This window comes from Nostoc sp. 'Peltigera membranacea cyanobiont' 210A (assembly GCF_002246015.1).
GTDB lineage: Bacteria > Cyanobacteriota > Cyanobacteriia > Cyanobacteriales > Nostocaceae > Nostoc.
In genome coordinates this window covers 37,483-57,139 of the sequence record NZ_NOLJ01000007.1, presented here as the reverse complement: position 1 = coordinate 57,139, position 19,657 = coordinate 37,483, and the positions used below count along the sequence as shown (strand labels likewise).

The window sequence follows — 19,657 nt, the reverse complement described above, 5'->3', positions numbered from 1 at the left end:
GCACAAGAGGTTTATTTAGCATCTACTGACAGCTAAAGTTAACCGTTTGCAGGACTCACCTAAGCAATGCTGACTGAAATTTTACCTTTCCGTTTTGAGTTAGACACGATCGCGATCGCCGGAGCGAGTTTGTGGTCATTGGCGCTATATCTAGGTTTTTCCAGAGTCAATGAATGGGTAATCGAGCAACTCAATCGCTGGTTTAACTTTGCCGAGCGATCGCTTTATACCAGCCAGTCGGAATTTGAAAAGACTCGTAAAGCCAGAGAATCCCAAAATGCTTTCTACGCCTCATTGTTTAGCATTGTGCCTTTTTTGGTAGTCGGCGCTTTATGTAACTGGGGTCTGGAAATTAGTTTAGGTGAGAGTTGGGGAATTAGTACAGGTATATTAGCCTGTATGGGTGCTGGCATTTTTGAACTTGGGCGCAGGGATGGAGAATCTTCAGATTGAATTCATGCGCCTTCAACAATAGCTATTTCATCATCACTTAATCCATAGAGTTCATATACTAATTGATTTATTTGTCTATCTGTGGCATTAATCTGTTGTTGAATTCTTTTTTTAGCTGGGGGTGTTTGTGCTTGATTTAGTTGTTGATAGAGGTAAAGCATTTGTTCAACAAGCTGAATTATTTGATTATGAATGTTTTTTTCTTGAAAATTGGAAAAATCAATCAATCGAATTGGTAATTGTTCAACAAACTGAGTAAAATAACGAAAAAAGCCTCCTCGCATTGTGGTACTAATATTCTTCAGATAAAAATCTAAAACTTTACTATTGAGTAATCCTAAAATATATTTAATTGATTCTTGAACATTATTCTTAAGTATAATTCCATAACCACTGGTAAATGCATAATCTCCTTTTTCATCCCAAGCAAAAGAAGCTTGATTTGCAATATCAGGGACTAATATTTTTGATTTTTTCATCAATTCTATATTTTTAGGGTAAATATAAGCATACCAATCTAAACCAAGCATTTTTCCTTTTTCTCTATTTTCTAAAAATTGTTTATTTTTCATGAGATAATCAAAAGTTAGGGGATAGTTATTACGCAATTTATCTTCATTTATAAGATGAACATTTCCGTTTGTTACTTCATAAGGGATAATTAATAACTTACTGGAATATAAAAGTTGATACGGCTTTATTTCCTTACCCTGTAAAAAGAGAGAAGTTAAATCAGATTCAAGTGTAACTATTTTATTTAAAGCTTTAGAATATACCTGTAGCAAATCATGTTCTTGAGAGATCATATCTACAACATATATTTCATTAGCACTTGTTCTAATACCTTGAGAAATATTAGTTATTAGCTGACTTAAACTGATAAATTTATCGTCATTAAATTTATCGAATAAAACAGAATTTTTACTTTTACCAAAATCCCAGCTTTCACTTGTAATAGATTTATCAGTTACCAGAGCTTCTTCTGCATTACCATCAATAATCCATTGCAATAAATCCTTTACTTGAATAAAATTTACTTCTGACTGTTTTGTTTTAGACAAGAAGCATAGACAAGTATAAGTTGAAACATTTGGAAAAACTTGTTGATCTCCAAAATGAACAATCTTTTTAAGAAATTTACCTTCAGAAATTAACCTTCTTAAAGATTCTCCATATTGAGCATTAAAAAACTTATGGGGTAAAATAAAACCTAAATGACCATTTTTCTTTAATAAACTCAAACCCTTTTCTACAAAAACAACATAAATATCATAATTTCCCTGACTAGCAGAAATATATTGTGTTTTATAAAACTCAACTTCTAGAGAAGCCCATTCTTTTAAAGCTTGAATTCTAATATAAGGAGGATTCCCAATAACTACATCAAATCCACCTTGGTTCATGATTCCTGAGAAAGCTGATTTCCAATCAAAGATATTAACTCGATAAGCTGTCTCTTCATCTAATAAACTAAGTTGATTATTTTGATAAAATTCTCCATCTATCAAAGAATTACCACACTGAATATTATTATCTAAATCCGGTAAAGCTCTCTCCTTAAATAATGTTAACTGTTTCGTAATTGTTTCCCCTGACTCACCCTCTAAAACCTTTAATAATAAAGATAACTTAGAGGTTTCTACCGCTTGCTGATCAATATCCACCCCATAGATATGAGTTAATAAAATGTGCTTTCTTTCAGTTGAGGTTAAACGGAAGTTACCACCCGTAGTTTGATATACTTTCTTTTTATATTTTTTAAAATTTTGAAGATACTGCTGTAAATACCAATCTAATAAAAATTGATAGGCCACAATTAAAAAAGAACCTGAACCACAAGCCGGATCAATAATTGTTATTTCTTTTATCTTTTCTGGCTTTTTACCCTCTAAAATTTTACCAATAGTTTCTTTAACAATATAGTCAACAATATAACTAGGAGTGTAATAAACACCTCCTGCTTTTCTCACATCTGGTTTAGCTTCCACAGATACTTGACGACTTGCGGATAAAGTAATTACTTTACCTAAAAACTGCTCATAAACCTGGCCTAGAATTTCCACCGGAATAACTGAAAACTCATAAGGACTTTCGGGAGGATAGAGTTTTCTAATAATTGGTTTTAAAGTGGCATCATCAATTTTGAGGTTGAGGGTAAAATCATCTGGGTCATCTCTTCCTTTCTCAGTTTGGAAATGAAACAAGCCAGAATTATAACGATAATCTGCATTTCTAAATAAGTACCCTAATTCTCCATAAATATTTTCTAATTTTAATAAATTAAATAACTGTTCATAGATTTCAATTCCCCGATCTTCGCAAATACGTAAAAAGACAATTCTGTTAATTGTCATTTGCACTGCAAAATTTAACTCCCGTTGTTTAATTTGCAGGTTGCGCCAAGCAATATTAGCTGCTAAATTTTCTCGCCATTTTTCAATTTCCTGTAAAAAAGCTTTGTCAACAGTAATCCATGATTTAACTTTAGTTTCAGCAAATTTATCTAAAGAACCATTTAATACCGCTTCTTTAGATAAAAGATTATATATATCGTCCCATTTCTCTATATATTCTGTATATTTAAAATATATAATTCTAGCTGTCGATGCTGAATCATTTTTATTCGGCATGATTCGACAATCATAAATCGCAAATTCTTCAAAATCAGTTAAAATGCTTAAGGCTAATTTTGCTGACCATCCATAACGCCTAAGTTGAAAAGCAGCACTAATATTTTTTCCTACATTCACAGCAGGTTTTTTAGCTTCGACAAAAAACTTTCTAACTCCACCAACACGAAAACTATAATCAGGGGCTTTTGCTTTTTTGGCATCACTAATTTTTAAACTATCTTCGTGAACAACATCTTTATAAATATCAGAAGCTTGTTGTTCATTTCTAATATCCCATCCTAACGCTGCAAAAAACGGATCGATAAATTCAATTCTAGTTTGTGTTTCATTTAACCTACCAGCCCGATATAAATCTATTGAGGAGTGAAAATGTTCAATGAGTTGAATTATGCTAGATGGTACATTCATAATTAGTCCTTAAAATGGTTGAATTGAGCGATGAATTGCTCACTACAAACCAATTTTATTTTACCTTAATTTTCATATTCAAAATTTATCAATCTCTTCCCTTACTAAAGTTGCTATTTTCTGGGCTGCACCGCTTTTACCGCGAATATTACGGAGTTTGGCGCGCATATCATCCAATTTTTCTGGATTCGTCAAAAAGTCTAAAACCATTTCCCCAACTTCTTGCGGTTGAACTTTACCCATAATTTCTGGGACTATCTCTTCCTGTGCCCAGATATTTGGCCATGCTAATAAACCTTTGTGTCTCACAAATCTCAGAAATGACCAATTAATCACCTTAGCGCATAGTGTACCGACTACTGGCAGATTTGCCAACAATCCAGGTAAACCATCCCAAGAACGCATAGCGTCAAGTTGCTGCGTTGGTAGTAAAACAATCATTGGCACTCCTAAAGCACCAAGTTCGGCAGTGTTTGCCCCCACCGTAGTCAAGCAGATACAGCACTGGGATAATAAGTTATATGCAGGGTTTTCTTGCCACAGTTCCACAGTTAAGCCCGTTGCAGTTTTGAGCAATGCCTTGCCTTTAGCATCCTCTGGGATAATTAAGGAAGCACCGCCAAAGCTAAAGGTTTCAGCAATAGAGTTCTTTTGGCGATCGGCAAAACTAGCTAAAGTTTGTAAATCCAAAGTTGGGGCTAGAGGAATTACAAATCTGGTTTGCGGTCTTTTTGCATGAACGTATTCGGCAATAGCTAAAGATAATGGTACTCCTTGGGCTAATTTTGCTGCTTTTGAACCAGGGAGTAAACCAATCAATTCAGTTTTTGATGGAGTAATAGGCAAAGGAGAATTTGCATCTAGGCTTTCCTCTGCTGCTTCTAGCATCAAATCACCGACAACAGTGAATTTATGAGCATATTTCTGAGGGACACGGGCTGCAACTTCGGGTTTCATGATTCCAAAGCGATCGATCCAGTTATGCCATCTGGCTTCCCATTCGGCGTAAACTACTGTGCGATATCCGAGCTTTTTGCCTATAATCACTGGAAAAATTTGATCGCCGCCCAAAAAAACGATAACACCGCGACTTCTCCAATCCCAATTTTCAAATGTTTTGCCCCAAAGCAAAAATTGCCAAAAATGTTCTGCTCCCTGAACTCTATCTACTTCGGGGAAAGAAAGAGCGATCGCTGCTTCTTTACCACTGGCATTTGAGCATGGTGATAATACCACAGAAATCCTCGCTAAAGAACGGTCATCCCCTAATTCTTGCCGCAACGCCTTTACTACTGGACGCACCCAGGTTGTTACTTCACCTGGGCCATTTGAAAGGATCAGAATATCTACTTGAGTCATTAGTCAAAAGGCAAGTATTACCTAATTCGTTGTTATGTTACAGGTATATACTGTAGCTTGTTAATGAGATTTCATAACCTCTTTCACATTGAATTTGCATAGAGTCGGCAGTGATTTAATCGCTACCACTGTCACCTATATCGCGACTCTTGGCTTTCGCCTGTGACAAAATAATCCAATTTTTTGATTTTAAATACCTGTTTGACTAAATAAAGTTGACTATTTACCGATACTGAAATATCAGTAATATTATCTAATTTATCAAGAAAAATCTAACGATAAATTTGATTATTATATTTTCTATAAAATGTATTTTTTGAACTTACCCGATGATCAGCCTATACATACTTCACAATACAGGTCTTTAAAGGATGGTTAGCAAAGGTTAGGGTATTGACAATCGCAGCTATGGGTAAGAATCATAGCTGCGATTATTAATAATTTTTTGGGCAATCTAAATATAGCCCTTTTTTTTGCTTACCAAACCCATTGTTTAGAGGGTGAACCCTGTGATACAAGGCAACTACAGCCCATCTGACACCAAAATATATTCCTCGCGGAATTTGTTGATTCGATTTATTCTTGGCGGCACTACTCTTATTGTGAGTATTTCTGCTTATTTTAGCTATCAGGCTGCTCGGAAAATAACGCTAGAAGACTTGAGAGTAAAGGCTTTTTTAGAGGTACAGAGAGGGGTTGATGAAATTGAGGAGTGGTTACACGTTCGTAAAGTCGAGGTGCAAACCCTTGCTCATACTTCAACTGTACGCTCCTTAGACTGGTCTTTAGCAGAACCTTATTTAAAATCAGAAGTTGAGCGAATCGATGAATTTTTCTTTTTCCAAATAGTTACCCCGGATGGTTCATATTTTAATACTAAGGTTGGTCGCTCAAATAAGAATATTAAGGATCGAGACTACTTTCAAAAAGCAATAGCCGGAAAAAGCAACATTTCCGATCCCTTTATCAGCCGTTCCACAGGCATTCCATTAATTGCGATCGCCACTCCAATCTGGTCTGATTCTCCTACCAATCGTTCACCGATTGGGGTTTTCCACGGCAATGTTAAAGTCGATCGCATTGCAAAGGTAGTCAACTCTTTGCACTACGGCAAGAATAGCTATGCATTCGCCCTCAATTCACAAGGAGAAGCGATCGTCCATCCCAACTCAATGTTAATGTCAACGTTAGAAAAACCTGCACCTAGCCTGCTGAAAATTCCAGATCGCAATTTAAATGCGATCGCGCAGCAGATGGTAAAAAAACAACAGGGAATTCAGTTGATGGAAATTGACGGCACTAAAAAGTATGTTGCTTATGTGCCGTTGCGAGAAGCTAATTGGTCTGTAGCTTTGGTAATTCCGCGCCAAAACATTGAATCTCGGCTACAATTTCTCGATCTGATCGCCCTAGTTGTGGGCGGATTGACAGTGACGATGATTGCTGTATTGTGGCAGGTGCAAGCGTTTGAACAAGCTCAACTGAAAAAATCTAAAGCAGCGGCTGATACCGCAAACCGGGCTAAGAGCGAATTTTTAGCCAACATGAGCCATGAACTGCGAACGCCTTTGAATGGTATTTTAGGTTGCGCTCAAATTTTGCTGCGTTCTAAAGCTTTGTCAGAGCCAGAGCAATATCATGTAAACATTATTGAACAGTGTGGCTCTCATCTACTGACTTTAATTAATGATATTTTGGATCTTTCCAAAATTGAAGCGCGAAAACTGGAACTGCATCCTCAGGATGTGCATTTTCCGTCTTTTTTACAAGGAATTGGGGAAATTTGCCAGATTCGGGCAGAGCAAAAAGGTATTTTATTTGTCTATGAACTCGCCAGCAACTTACCTACAGGGGTTCATGTCGATGTCAAAAGGTTACGTCAGATTCTCTTGAATCTGCTGGGAAATGCCATTAAATTTACCGATGAGGGTAAGGTTAGCTTCAAGGTTGAGGTAATCGAGCGACTTCCTGCTGATGGACAGACAGAGAAATATCGCATTCACTTTAGTGTAAAAGACACAGGAATTGGCATAACTCCAACCCAATTAGACAACATTTTTTTGCCATTTGAACAAGTAGGTGAGAAAAAGCATCAGATAGAAGGGACAGGGCTGGGTTTAGCTATTACTCGGCAGTTGGTGCAGATGATGGGTAGCGATATCCAGGTTAAAAGTGAGATTGGTCAGGGTAGTACTTTCTGGTTTGAAATTGCGATCGCCGAAGCCAGCGAATGGGTACAGTCTGCTATGGCTGCATCCAAGGGACAAATCATTGGCTTTGCAGGTAGTCCCCGCACCATCATCATGGTGGACGATCGCTGGGAGAATCGCACAGTAATTACAAACTTATTGCAACCATTGGGTTTCAAAGTGGTTGAAGCCAGTAACGGTAAAGAAGGTTTAGAAAAAGCGATCGCTCTTAAACCAGACCTGGTGATTACAGATTTGCTGATGCCAGAAATGGATGGGTTTGAATTAATTAAACACCTGCGTCATACCCCAGATATCCAGGATCTCAAGATTATCGTCTCTTCTGCTAGTGTCTTTGAAGCCGACCAACATCGCAGTCTGCAAGCAGGAGGTGACACCTTTTTGAGTAAACCGATACAGGCAGATGAATTACTGCATCAATTAGAGTGCCATTTAGGTTTGACATGGATTTACCAGCAGTCTGAGGAACAAAAAATCAATTCTTCGCCTACAACACTTGATAGTTCACCAGATAAATTGACTCCTCCTTCCCCCGATATATTGCGGGAACTGATGATTTTAGCCAGTAAAGGTAACTTCAATGACATTCTCAAATGGGCAGATAAACTAGAGGAAACAGACACAAAATTCGCTCCCTTTGCTAACCAATTGCGGCAGTTAGCGAGGCAGTTTGACGAAGATTTAATCCTTAATTTTTTGACCGAAAAATCAAAGGATTAATTTTATTAAATTTATTTATGGGGATTGTAGTGCGTGAATTTTAAATTTGGAGTCTTCTCCTTTAGCGTATTGCAAAAAAGTAACGTGAATCAATATAGGATAGGAATATTATGACAGCAACGATAGGCGATCAAAAAAATCCCCTAAATAGCGATCCTAGCAGAGGAATTATTTTAGTCGTTGATGATAACCCTGCCAACTTACAAGTTTTATCGAGCTTTTTGGATCAGTCTAGCTTTGAAGTTTGGGCAGCTCGTAGTGGTGAAAAAGCCATTCAGAGATTAGAAAATGATAATTTACCTGATTTAATCTTGCTTGATATCATGATGCCGGGTATCGATGGGTTTGAAACTTGTAAATACCTCAAAAGTGATAGCAATCCTCGTGTCCAGGATATTCCAATCATTTTTATGACTGCTCTTTCAGATACTGCTGACAAGGTTAAAGGATTGCGATTGGGAGCCGTAGATTATATTACTAAACCTTTTCAGTATGAAGAGGTCTTGGTGCGAGTAGAGCATCAACTTAAGCTAAGAAATTTGACGAAAACCTTAATGGCCAAAAACGCCGAATTACAACAGGCTCAAACCCAACTAGTTCAAGCAGAAAAGGTCGCAACCTTGGGTCAAATGACAGCAGGAATTGCCCATGAAGTAAATAATCCCATCAATTTTATCGCTGGCAACTTGAATTTTATTGAAGAGTATTTCCGAGAAGTTGTTAATTTACTTGAACTATATCAAAAGTATCTGCCCGATCCCCCAACTGAAATTAAAAATGCTATTAAAACAAAAGATATCAATTATTTGTTAAATGATTTATCCAAAATTATTCAATCTATGCAAGTAGGTACAGATCGCGTTACAGAGATTGTGTCATCATTGAACAAGTTCTCTCGACACGGAGAAGCAGGGAAGAAACGTGCTAACCTGCATGAGGGGTTAGAAACTACGCTACTCATTCTTGGACATCGACTTAAAGCAAATGCTCATCGTCCAGCAATTAAATTAATCAAAGAATATGGAGAATTACCACTTGTTGACTGCTATCCAGGCGAACTAAATCAGGTTTTTATGAATTTGATTAGTAATGGGATCGATGCAATTGAAGAAATCCAAAAAAATCAGTATTTAGATGAAAATTTTAGACATATTGGTATGATTTGGATTAAAACTGAAGCAATTGGAGAGCGAGTTATTCTCAGAATTGCAGACAATGGCTCAGGAATTAGCGAAGCAAACCGGACAAAGATATTTGATGCTTTCTACACTACAAAAGTCATCGGTAAAGGAACAGGGCTAGGTTTATCTATTGCTTACCAAATTGTAGTTAACAATCATCGCGGTAAGCTAAGTTGCCATTCAACACACGGTGAGGGTACAGAGTTTGTGATTGAATTACCTATCCGATAAATTAGAATCCCAAATCCTAATTGCGATCGCATTTCCCTGAACTCTATCGACTTCTGGGTAAAAAGAGCGATCGCGGCCTCTTTCCCACTAGCATTTGGACAAGGCGATCGCTCTTGTTGATCCCATTCCCAAGAAAACATTTATAAACACGATAGGATCAATACTCGTAGATTAATATCATATTTATAATGTCTTATAGTGACTTCTCGCTGTCAAAAGTCAAACGCGACTTTAACTTAACTACAGTTGAAAATGGACGGTTTTTACCAGAAACGCAGTCCATAGAACCTAGTTTTTACCTCAAAGAAGCACTAAGCGAAGGACTACCACTAGCAACAGCAACTGGTTCAGAAAAAGCTCGCTCAGAGTTAATTATTAGTCCAATACTCGTAGAAGTTCGGAAAATTCTTGAACGCAAAGTCAGCTTTTTTTCGGGTGAAGATTTTACCGTTGCACCAGAGCTAGGCTTAAGTGGAGTATGTGATTTTTTAATTAGCCGTTCACCCGAACAAATATTTATTGAAGCTCCTGCGATCGTAATTATTGAAGCGAAAAAAGGTGATTTAAAACCTGGTTTAGGGCAATGTGCAGCAGAAATGATTGCCGCTCAAAAATTTAATGAAATCAATAATATACCGATTAAAACAATTTATGGCAGCGTCAGCAGCGGTACGGCTTGGCGATTTTTGAAATTAGAAGGGCAAACACTGAGTATTGATTTGAATGATTATACTGTTCCGCCAGTGGAAATACTTTTGGGAATGTTGGTTTGGATGGTGCGGGAAGGTTAGATATTTTGATCTTTGTGTCTTAGTGTCTGTGCTTAAAACAGAATCGCTTCAAAGATACGAAAAGCTGTACGCTAACCCTCTCAAACCTCTATTATGTAGAAATCGAATACTCTAGGGAACGTGGATTATCGATTCTTTTGGAAGCGTCTAATATTTCTAGGGCGATAATATTTCCATCTTCGTCGTAATCTAAAATTACGCCTGGCCTTTCTTCGTCACTATCTTCTATGGGTACATCACTCAATATAATTCTTAATATATCTACTTCTGGGTCATAGGTAATTTTCATGCTTCTCTCTAATATTTTAGACAGAATATAAATCAATACGCTTGGGTTAACGTCAAAAACCTTAATTTGGTTGGGTTGAGGAACGAAACCCAACATTTCCAGGGCTTTGTTGGGTTGCGCTTTGCTTCACCCAACCTACAATTTTTCTTAACTAAACTGTATTGGAATATAAATACTAATTGCTTTTATGATTATCTAAATTATTTAATTCATCTTCCAAAGAATCTAAATCTTGAGAAGTGGGAATTTTCATACTAATCAAAAATACTATTTGATTATTTTCAATATTTATATTAGTTACATTAACAACTGCTTTATCAGGTGATAAATCTAAGCCTGGAACCTTTATCGACTGATTTTTATACCCTGCATCATCAAGCCATTCAGAAATATTTCGCCAATTTTCTAACTTTTCATCAGACTTATCCAGAAGACTTTTTACATACCTGTATACGGTTGCACAGAGATCAGTTTCTACACCCTTCCCATTTTTACCAAGTTTCTCAGCTATTTCAGCCGGACTTAAGCCACAAAGCAAACCTCGCAAGTGTCGCTTTTCAACTGGTGTCAAACGCTTATTTTTTACTGATGACAAATCAGAGTAAAGGGTTTCTAAGTCCCAGTGGTTTTCTGCTTGCATAAAGGGTTCATTGCTGGATGCCATAGTCCAATTTTGAAGGTTGTCTTAAATTTCCTGATGTAATTTTACCATTATCCCTGATGGCAGCTAGGGGATGATTAGCTTTTAATTGCATGATACTGAGATAAAAGCAACAAAAATTACATTAATTTTAGTAATCTATTATGGATAAGCTAGTTGACAAAATCGCGGCATTAGGTGTGCCTGGTCTTGTACTTTTGGTTGCTATGGCTGTGACGGGATGGGCTGGAGCAGCTGCAATAACAGCAGCTTTAGCAGTGCTTGGTGGGCCATTCGGAATGCTTGGAGGAATTGCTGTACTTGGCTTGCTTGCTCTAATGTCACAAGGATTAACTGAGTATGGATTTGAAGCAATTTTTAAGTCTACAGTAGATCAACTTAGAACAAAAGGGAAATCTAAATCAGATATAGAACGTGAGATTGAATCTTACCCTATTTCAAGCGATTTGAAATTGAAGATAAAGGATTATTTGAGAAAACTTGCATAGTTGAGATACTGCTCCATATTTTATTAATCGATACTTCAAACAGCAAAATTGACTATGAACACTAATCAAGAACAAGAATTAACTCAAAATCCTGTGTCTGAATCAGGTGAAGATAATCAAACGATTGAAGAAGGACAAAAAGGAGAGTTATATAAAAAGATAATTTCATTTTTCCAAACTATACCATCAAGCTTAAATAATCTGTTTACTGCCCTATTTAAGGCTAATTATCCATCCAAGCCTGTTGATGAAGGGACTTTTTCTCAGAAGACAGAGCGTATTCATGCCTATAGTGATTTTATTAAATCTGCATCTAAATTCATTTGGATTGGTGTTGTTTTCATAATCATTATTCAACTATGGGGTAATTTTTCGCTTAATCACATCAGCGATGCATCTAAACGTAAATCAAATATTGTCACCATTACTATTCCTGAACAAAAGCTATCTCAAATGTCCGATGATGTTGCCAATGCCCTTGGCAAGGCATTAGTTAGTGCCAGAGCATCTGCATCAAATAATCTGGAACAATGGCATGATGAGGTAATGCGACGTGTAGACCATCCGTTTCTCGATTGGTACTACAATTATTTTACTCAGTGGGGTGTTGGTGTAGAAGCTATTTGGGTAAACATTAGTGGTACTTCAGAAGAAGAAAAAGCTGAAAAATTAATTGGTAATTTCCAAAATGAATTTACTAAAAAGGTTTTGCAACCATCATCAATGCAACTTGAAATGGAGCGTTTTACAAGAGAAGCAATTGATAAATATGTATCTGAAGCTAATCAAAAGTTAGCAGGAATCCAAAGTCAATATCAGATTCCTCGACCTGTTTGGGAAGAATTTTTAGAAGGTTTAGGAAGTACAACATACAATACAGGTAGCAAAGAGCAAAATCTGTCTATTCGCGCCCTTTCGCGTGGTACAGGTTATGTAGCCGCCAGTGCAATGATGAAAGCTGTTAGTGTTATTGGTACTAAGAAAATTGCTACAGGAATTGTGAGTAAAGGAACTTCTAAAGTAGTTACTAAGATAGCAACTAAAACTGCAACAAAGGTAGCAACAGAAGGAACAGGTGAAGTTGCTGCGGGACTTTTAGGTTTAGAACTACTTAATCCTATTGCTGGTTTAGGAGTTTTAGCATGGGATATCTGGGATCATTATCATACAGTTAAAGTAGAAAGACCAATTCTAAGAGAAAACCTCGACAATTATTTGAATGAGGTAAAAGACTCATTGCTGAATGATAAGGAAAATGGAATTTTGTCTTCAGTAAATAAATTCCATGATGGAATTTTAGATACTTTAAATAGCAAGCCAATATTAGCTAAATAAAAGTTGATTTTTCCTCAGCAGATACTAAGTTTCTGTTGTTTTTTGTTTGGTATAATCCGCAATTACATAATTGAAGGCTGCCTATGCTGACTAAAAAATATTTAGTCAGCATAGGCAAGTTTTGTTTTGTAACTGCTCTATGATTGCTTAATCGTTATTTAACTATTTAAAAATGTAACAAAGAATTTACAAATTAGTGAGCCAACACTTTTATATAAAGTCAACAATTACAAAGAAATATTTCGTTTTTTATATCGAATTGTGTCAGATAGACGATAAAATGCCTACTGGGCAAGCGTTTTCTGATAAAAAACAGATATTGCCTAAAAGATCACAAGTTACCTGTGGCTGATGATGCCGCTAGGAACTTCCTTCAGAGAACACGCATCAAAGGAGCCGAAGAAGCATGTTCACACACGTCAAGTCCACCATTAGACACATTGCGCCTGATAACTTACGCGGACGTAGTTTAATCAAGGTGGTCTATGTCGTGCTTGAGTCCCAGTACCAGAGTGCTTTGTCGCAAGCAGTTCGCACTATTAACGCGAACAATCCCAACTTGGCGATTGAAATCAGCGGGTACTTGATTGAGGAACTCCGCGACCCAGAGAACTACGAGGAGTTTAAACGAGAAATTGAGGGTGCGAATATCTTCATCGCTTCCCTCATTTTCATCGAAGACTTAGCACAGAAAGTAGTAGCAGCAGTAGAACCACACCGCGATCATCTGGACGTTTCTGTTGTCTTTCCCTCCATGCCGGAAGTAATGCGCCTAAGTAAAATGGGCAGCTTTTCCTTGGCACAGTTGGGTCAGTCAAAAAGTGCGATCGCCCAATTCATGCGGAAACGCAAAGAAAAATCCGGTGCGGGATTCCAAGATGGGATGCTGAAGCTTTTGCGAACGCTGCCGCAAGTGCTGAAGTTCCTACCAATGGAAAAAGCACAGGATGCCCGAAATTTCATGCTCAGTTTTCAGTATTGGCTAGGTGGTTCTCCAGAAAATCTGGAAAACTTCTTGCTGATGCTAGCTGATAAATACGTATTTAAAGGTTTAGAGAAACAAGATTTTGCACCTTCTACATACGAACAGCCGGTGGTTTATCCCGATTTAGGGATTTGGCACCCTTTGGCTCCCAGTATGTTTGAAGATGTCAGAGAATACCTCAATTGGTATACAGCTCGTAAGGATATTTCTAGCGATCTAAAAGATCCCCTAGCTCCTTGTGTCGGGTTAGTATTGCAACGCACTCACCTAGTTACAGGGGATGATGCCCATTATGTAGCAATGGTGCAGGAGTTAGAAGCACTAGGCGCAAGGGTACTACCTGTTTTTGCTGGTGGTTTGGATTTCTCCAAGCCTGTTGAGGCTTACTTCTACGAACCAAATACCAACATACAGTTGGTAGATGCAGTGATATCACTGACTGGTTTTGCTTTAGTGGGTGGGCCAGCCAGACAAGATCATCCCAAGGCAATTGAGTCACTCAAACGCTTAAACCGTCCTTACATGGTGGCGTTACCCTTAGTATTCCAAACCACAGAAGAGTGGATGGATAGCGATTTAGGGTTACATCCAATTCAAGTAGCTTTGCAAATTGCAATTCCTGAATTGGATGGAGCAATTGAGCCGATTATCTTATCGGGTAGAGATGGAACTACAGGGAAAGCGATCGCACTCCGCGATCGGGTTGAAGCTGTAGCCGAACGCGCCTTAAAATGGGCTAACCTCCGCCGCAAGCCGAAGCTGGATAAAAAAGTCGCCATCACCGTTTTCAGCTTCCCGCCAGATAAAGGCAACGTGGGAACCGCCGCTTACTTGGATGTATTCGGCTCCATCTACGAGGTGATGAAAGCCCTCAAAAATAACGGCTACGACTTACCAGAATTGCCAGAATCCGCCGAAGCGTTGATGCAAGAAGTCATCCATGACGCTCAAGCGCAGTACAACAGCCCAGAACTGAACGTTGCTTACAAAATGTCGGTTCCTGAGTATGAGGCGCTGACACCCTACTCTCACCGCTTAGAGGAAAACTGGGGCCCACCTCCGGGACATCTCAACAGTGATGGGCAAAACTTGCTAATTTATGGTAAGCAATTCGGTAATGTCTTCATCGGTGTGCAACCTACATTTGGTTATGAAGGCGATCCGATGCGGTTGTTGTTCTCCCGTTCAGCGAGTCCTCACCACGGTTTTGCTGCCTACTACACTTACCTAGAGCAAGTTTGGAAAGCTGATGCTGTACTGCACTTTGGTACACACGGTTCCTTGGAATTCATGCCAGGTAAACAGATGGGGATGTCTGGTGACTGTTATCCAGATAACTTGATTGGCTCAATTCCCAACTTGTATTACTACGCAGCTAATAATCCGAGTGAAGCGACAATTGCCAAACGTCGGAGTTATGCCGAAACAATTTCCTACTTGACACCGCCGGCAGAAAATGCTGGTTTGTATAAAGGTTTGAAGGAACTCAGCGAGTTAATTGCTTCCTACCAAACCTTGAAAGATAGTGGACGCGGTGTTTCCATTGTCAACAGCATCATGGATAAATGCCGGATCGTGAATCTGGATAAGGATATTAACCTGCCAGAAACCGATGCCAGAGACATGAGTACCGATGAGCGGGATAATATTGTTGGCAACGTCTACCGCAAGTTGATGGAAATTGAGTCGCGGTTGTTGCCTTGTGGTTTGCACGTCATTGGTAAACCGCCAAGTGCAGAAGAAGCGATCGCAACTCTCGTCAATATTGCTAGTCTAGATCGTCAAGAAGAAGGACTTCAAGGCTTACCCGGAATTATCGCTAACAGCATTGGGCGTAACATTGACGATATTTACCAAAATAGCGACAGAGGCATTTTAGAAGATGTCCAGTTATTGCAAGATATCACTTTGGCAACCCGTGCAGCAGTTACCGCCCTTGTCCAAGAGCAAATCGACGCGGAAGGACGAGTTTCTCTGGTTTCCCGGTTGAATTTCTTCAACATGGGTAAAAAGGAACCTTGGGTAGAAGCATTGCATAAAGCAGGTTATCCCAAAGTTGACACCGCAGCCCTAAAACCCCTACTTGAGTATTTGGAATTCTGCCTGCAACAAGTTTGTGCCGACAACGAACTAGGGGCATTACTCAGAGGCTTAGAAGGCGAGTACATCCTACCTGGCCCTGGTGGCGATCCCATCCGCAACCCGGATGTATTGCCCACCGGCAAGAATATCCATGCACTCGACCCCCAATCCATCCCAACAACAGCAGCAATCCAATCAGCCAAAATTGTCGTAGACAGGCTTTTGATCCGCAATAAGTCAGAAAACGAAGGTAAATGGCCAGAAACCATCGCCTGTGTCCTTTGGGGAACCGATAACATCAAAACTTACGGTGAATCCCTAGCGCAAATTATGTGGATGGTGGGCGTGCGTCCAGTTCCCGATGCCTTGGGACGGGTGAACAAGTTGGAATTGATATCTCTAGAAGAGTTGGGACGCCCCAGAATTGATGTAGTAATCAACTGTTCTGGTGTATTCCGCGACTTGTTCATCAACCAAATGAACCTGCTAGACCAAGGCGTGAAGATGGCAGCCGAGGCAGATGAACCTTTAGAAATGAACTTTGTTCGCAAACACGCTTTGCAGCAAGCTGAGGACATGGGGATTAATCTGCGTCAAGCAGCGACGCGCGTTTTCTCCAACGCTTCTGGTTCCTACTCGTCAAATATCAACTTGGCGGTAGAAAACAGCACTTGGGATAGCGAAGCCGAGTTGCAGGAAATGTATCTCAACCGGAAATCCTTCTCCTTCAATTCCGATAACCCCGGAATTATGGATGAATCGCGGCAGATTTTTGAAAGTACATTGAAAACTGCTGATGCAACTTTCCAAAATTTGGATTCTTCCGAGATTAGCTTAACAGACGTTTCTCACTACTTTGATTCCGATCCCACTAAGCTTGTAGCAAGTCTGCGGGGTGATGGTAAAAAACCAGCATCTTATATTGCAGATACAACCACAGCTAACGCCCAAGTGCGGACATTATCAGAAACCGTGCGCTTAGATGCGCGTACCAAATTGTTAAATCCCAAATGGTACGAGGGGATGCTGTCTCACGGTTACGAAGGTGTGCGCGAACTCTCCAAGCGGTTGGTGAATACAACAGGTTGGAGTGCAACAGCCGGCGCTGTGGATAACTGGATTTATGAGGATACTAACGAAACCTTCATTAAAGATGAAGAAATGCAGAAACGGTTGCTGAACCTTAATCCGCATTCTTTCCGCAAGATTGTATCAACTTTGTTGGAGATGAATGGACGCGGTTATTGGGAGACTAGTGAGGACAATTTAGATCGTCTGCGCGAGTTGTACCAAGAGGTTGAAGACCGGATTGAAGGGATAGACTAGGTTTATACATTAGACATCTCCAGAAATTAGGTTTTCACATAGACAGGATAAGGGTTTTAGATTCTTTTTCGGAGATGTCTATTAAACAATGAGCTAGAAGGCACGGTGATACCGTGCCTTTTTCATTTATCTGATTTTTCAGTGGATGTAGAAAAAGAATACAGGTTAGGGGAAGCTATTGGCGAACTGTTTACCTAGTTTTTAGGGTGTCGTTGATTATAAAAAAAGATATAGCGCCGAATCTAATAAAAGTTTTAAAGTTATCCGTAAGATAGTGTATCTTAATATTCTGTAGATTTAAGTAGCGATCAGATTTATTTTTATAATAAAAATTAATATGGACATACTTTTTAAACAATTAGTAAATTCTACAAAGCCAAGCCTTGACTTAAGTTTGCTAGAAGACTTGACAAGTTTGTATGAACACTACGGAATTAAGTATGAAAATAGCCTGACGCTTTATCAGGTTCAGAAGCATTTATATGAGAATATTCAAGATAATCTTATAGGTAATCAGTTGTACAGGGTGCAGCTTTTTATTCTTAAGGATCAACTACTTTTAACTCACTTTATCAAATCAGAAAAATTGCAACCCTACCTCGGAATTATAGAAATTGTTATTGATGGTATCAGGAGCAGGGATGATACATTAAATCAGTCAATTTCCCAGTTAGTGAGTCTTGAGTATGAGGATAAATGGCGTATTGCACTACAATCAGCCTGGGATTTAACAGTTATTAGGCCACAAAAGCTTGAGTATAATTTACAGGACTTAGAGAGAAGGTATAGAAGACAATTTGTAGTAAGCAACTCTGCAAAGATTTTGCAGAGTGAAGGTTGCGAGGTTCATATTGAAGATGGAAGAGTTCTAATAGATGAATCTCAAGCAAGGAATGTAGCTAACCGTATAGAAGCTGATATTAGATTGTTAGGCGGAATTGAGGCTTTGAAAAAATTATTTGAACTAATAAAGCCTTGTTATAACAAGAATCAAGGGAGATATCATCTAGGTAGAACCTTTAATAGTCTAATACAAGTTGATTTTCCATCAATTCCTGTTGCATATCTGCTGAATCTGTGTGTTAAGTATCCACGAAAACAGATACTGGTAGCTGTTGAAAGTCCTAATAAAATTTGGAAAAGAATACTAAAAATCTCTATTGCGTTAACATCTATTCTAGATGTACAAGCACAAAATCAATTTGCTTTATTGTTCCACAGTACTGACACAATACTTCGTTTCTTACAAGAACTAGCAGTATACGATAACTTATTTTGTTTCATTCAACTGCGTCCCTCGGATGTGTCTAAAATGATCCAAGGACTATTTTCTGGGTTTTCTGAAACTATCCAACAGAATTTAGGATGGACTCCTGAGCAAGCAGCAATAATAGCAGAGAGAATCCTTAAACTAGCCGAGGGTAAACTATATCCAGTAACTTTTCACGCTAGACAAATATATAATCTAAAATTAAACATAGGGAAAGATGAAATTGATAAAATACTGACTGTTTATTCTCATGGAGTAAGTTCTGTTAATTCAAATTTCCATATACCACAGGATCTAAGCGAGATACCTCCTGAAAATTATTTTCAGCATAAACCTTTAATTCGACTGAGTAAAGATGAGTATTTATTAACTAGCTATTCAATTTGTTCACCTGCTTTCTATGAAGCTATTGTATCCGAACTTCGAGCAAAAGTGGACTCAAAAATTAACGATAAACTAGGTGATAAGATAGAAGATTTTATTAAAGGCGAGTTTTCAAGACGAGGAATTAAGTTTAATTGTGGCAAGTACAAGTACGGTGTAACTAAAAAAGGTAAAGTTGATGAAATCGATATCGTAGTAGAAACATCCGACACCTTAATTTTCTTTGAGGTAAAGGCAAAACCACTTACAAGAAGATCCAGATGTGGTAGTGATTTGAATCTATTGTTTGATTTGTCTGACTCTTTACTTACATCACAGATTCAAATAAATAAACATGAGATTTCTATAAGAAAAAATGGCTCTATTTCTCTGGAAAACGATTCTATTTGCGATCTAAATAATAGAGATATCGCACGAGTTTCAGTTACACTTCTCGATTTTGGAAGCTTCCAAGATAGAACTATTTTATTCCAGTTTCTAGAAAATATGTTGTTAGGAAAAGTTGAGGCAAGTGATGATGTAAACAAAGTTAAAAAATTGAATGATAAGCTCGATGAGTTTAAACTTCAGTTTAATGAACTTATTCAAATAGATCCAATAAGAGCAAAAAATCCTTTCTATAACTGTTGGTTCTTAAGCGTACCCCAACTACTTATACTCCTCGATAATGTAAATTCTAGTGATGATTTAAAGCGTGAGCTTTGGAGAACTCGTAGCATCACTACAAGTTCCTTAGATTTTTACAGAGAATATGAGTATGCAAGGAAACTTGCAACAGCTAGAGATTCTATGTAAAAAAGATCGCCAAGGCACTAACTCTTCCATAACAGCGATCGCTTAGTTTTTGAGGT

General features: G+C 38.3%; 12 protein-coding genes. 8 read left to right on the top strand and 4 right to left on the bottom strand.

The window, feature by feature from the left end:
* Positions 1-66: 66 nt before the first annotated feature.
* The gene (locus tag CDG76_RS22380) at positions 67-453 is read left to right on the top strand and encodes a hypothetical protein (RefSeq protein WP_094351141.1); all 387 of its coding nucleotides are present in this window, start codon (positions 67-69) and stop codon (positions 451-453) included.
* A gap of 2 nt (positions 454-455) precedes the next feature.
* Here the strand turns inward: CDG76_RS22380 and CDG76_RS22375 are convergent, their stop codons facing one another.
* Both CDG76_RS22375 and CDG76_RS22370 read right to left on the bottom strand, forming a co-directional pair.
* Positions 456-3,494, bottom strand: a complete 3,039-nt coding sequence (locus CDG76_RS22375) for an Eco57I restriction-modification methylase domain-containing protein (protein ID WP_094351140.1) — start codon at positions 3,492-3,494, stop codon at positions 456-458.
* A 78-nt stretch (positions 3,495-3,572) separates the two neighbouring features.
* Positions 3,573-4,853 (bottom strand): lipid-A-disaccharide synthase, encoded by a 1,281-nt coding sequence (locus CDG76_RS22370; RefSeq protein ID WP_094351139.1) that lies wholly within the window; start codon positions 4,851-4,853, stop codon positions 3,573-3,575.
* 509 nt (positions 4,854-5,362) lie between these two features.
* Here CDG76_RS22370 and CDG76_RS22365 point away from each other — a divergent pair.
* From CDG76_RS22365 to CDG76_RS22355, 3 genes are all read left to right on the top strand, one after another.
* Positions 5,363-7,783, top strand: coding sequence for an ATP-binding protein (locus CDG76_RS22365; RefSeq protein WP_094351138.1), 2,421 nt, complete (start codon positions 5,363-5,365; stop codon positions 7,781-7,783).
* Between the two features lie 110 nt (positions 7,784-7,893).
* Positions 7,894-9,195 carry a sensor histidine kinase gene (locus CDG76_RS22360; RefSeq protein ID WP_094351137.1) on the top strand — a complete coding sequence of 434 codons (1,302 nt, stop codon included), beginning with the start codon at positions 7,894-7,896 and terminating at the stop codon, positions 9,193-9,195.
* Between the two features lie 188 nt (positions 9,196-9,383).
* Positions 9,384-9,986, top strand: coding sequence for a hypothetical protein (locus tag CDG76_RS22355; RefSeq protein WP_094351136.1), 603 nt, complete (start codon positions 9,384-9,386; stop codon positions 9,984-9,986).
* Positions 9,987-10,077: 91 nt separating this feature from the next.
* Here CDG76_RS22355 and CDG76_RS22350 read toward each other — a convergent pair whose 3' ends face one another.
* Both CDG76_RS22350 and CDG76_RS22345 read right to left on the bottom strand, forming a co-directional pair.
* A complete protein-coding gene (locus tag CDG76_RS22350; protein ID WP_094351486.1) occupies positions 10,078-10,275 on the bottom strand; it encodes a DUF2283 domain-containing protein in 198 nt (65 codons plus the stop codon).
* Between the two features lie 175 nt (positions 10,276-10,450).
* Positions 10,451-10,939, bottom strand: coding sequence for a helix-turn-helix transcriptional regulator (locus CDG76_RS22345; RefSeq protein WP_094351135.1), 489 nt, complete (start codon positions 10,937-10,939; stop codon positions 10,451-10,453).
* A gap of 140 nt (positions 10,940-11,079) precedes the next feature.
* Here CDG76_RS22345 and CDG76_RS22340 point away from each other — a divergent pair, with 140 nt between their 5' ends.
* The 4 genes from CDG76_RS22340 (at position 11,080) to CDG76_RS22325 (ending at position 19,601) form a co-directional block, all read left to right on the top strand.
* Positions 11,080-11,424 (top strand): hypothetical protein, encoded by a 345-nt coding sequence (locus CDG76_RS22340; RefSeq protein ID WP_094351134.1) that lies wholly within the window; start codon positions 11,080-11,082, stop codon positions 11,422-11,424.
* A 54-nt stretch (positions 11,425-11,478) separates the two neighbouring features.
* Positions 11,479-12,759, top strand: coding sequence for a hypothetical protein (locus CDG76_RS22335; protein ID WP_094351133.1), 1,281 nt, complete (start codon positions 11,479-11,481; stop codon positions 12,757-12,759).
* 406 nt (positions 12,760-13,165) lie between these two features.
* Positions 13,166-17,152: a magnesium chelatase subunit H gene (locus tag CDG76_RS22330; RefSeq protein ID WP_094351132.1), complete on the top strand. Its 3,987-nt coding sequence runs from the start codon at positions 13,166-13,168 to the stop codon at positions 17,150-17,152.
* Between the two features lie 337 nt (positions 17,153-17,489).
* Complete coding sequence (locus CDG76_RS22325) at positions 17,490-19,601, top strand: hypothetical protein (RefSeq protein WP_094351131.1); 2,112 nt, start codon at positions 17,490-17,492, stop codon at positions 19,599-19,601.
* Positions 19,602-19,657 lie beyond the last annotated feature (56 nt).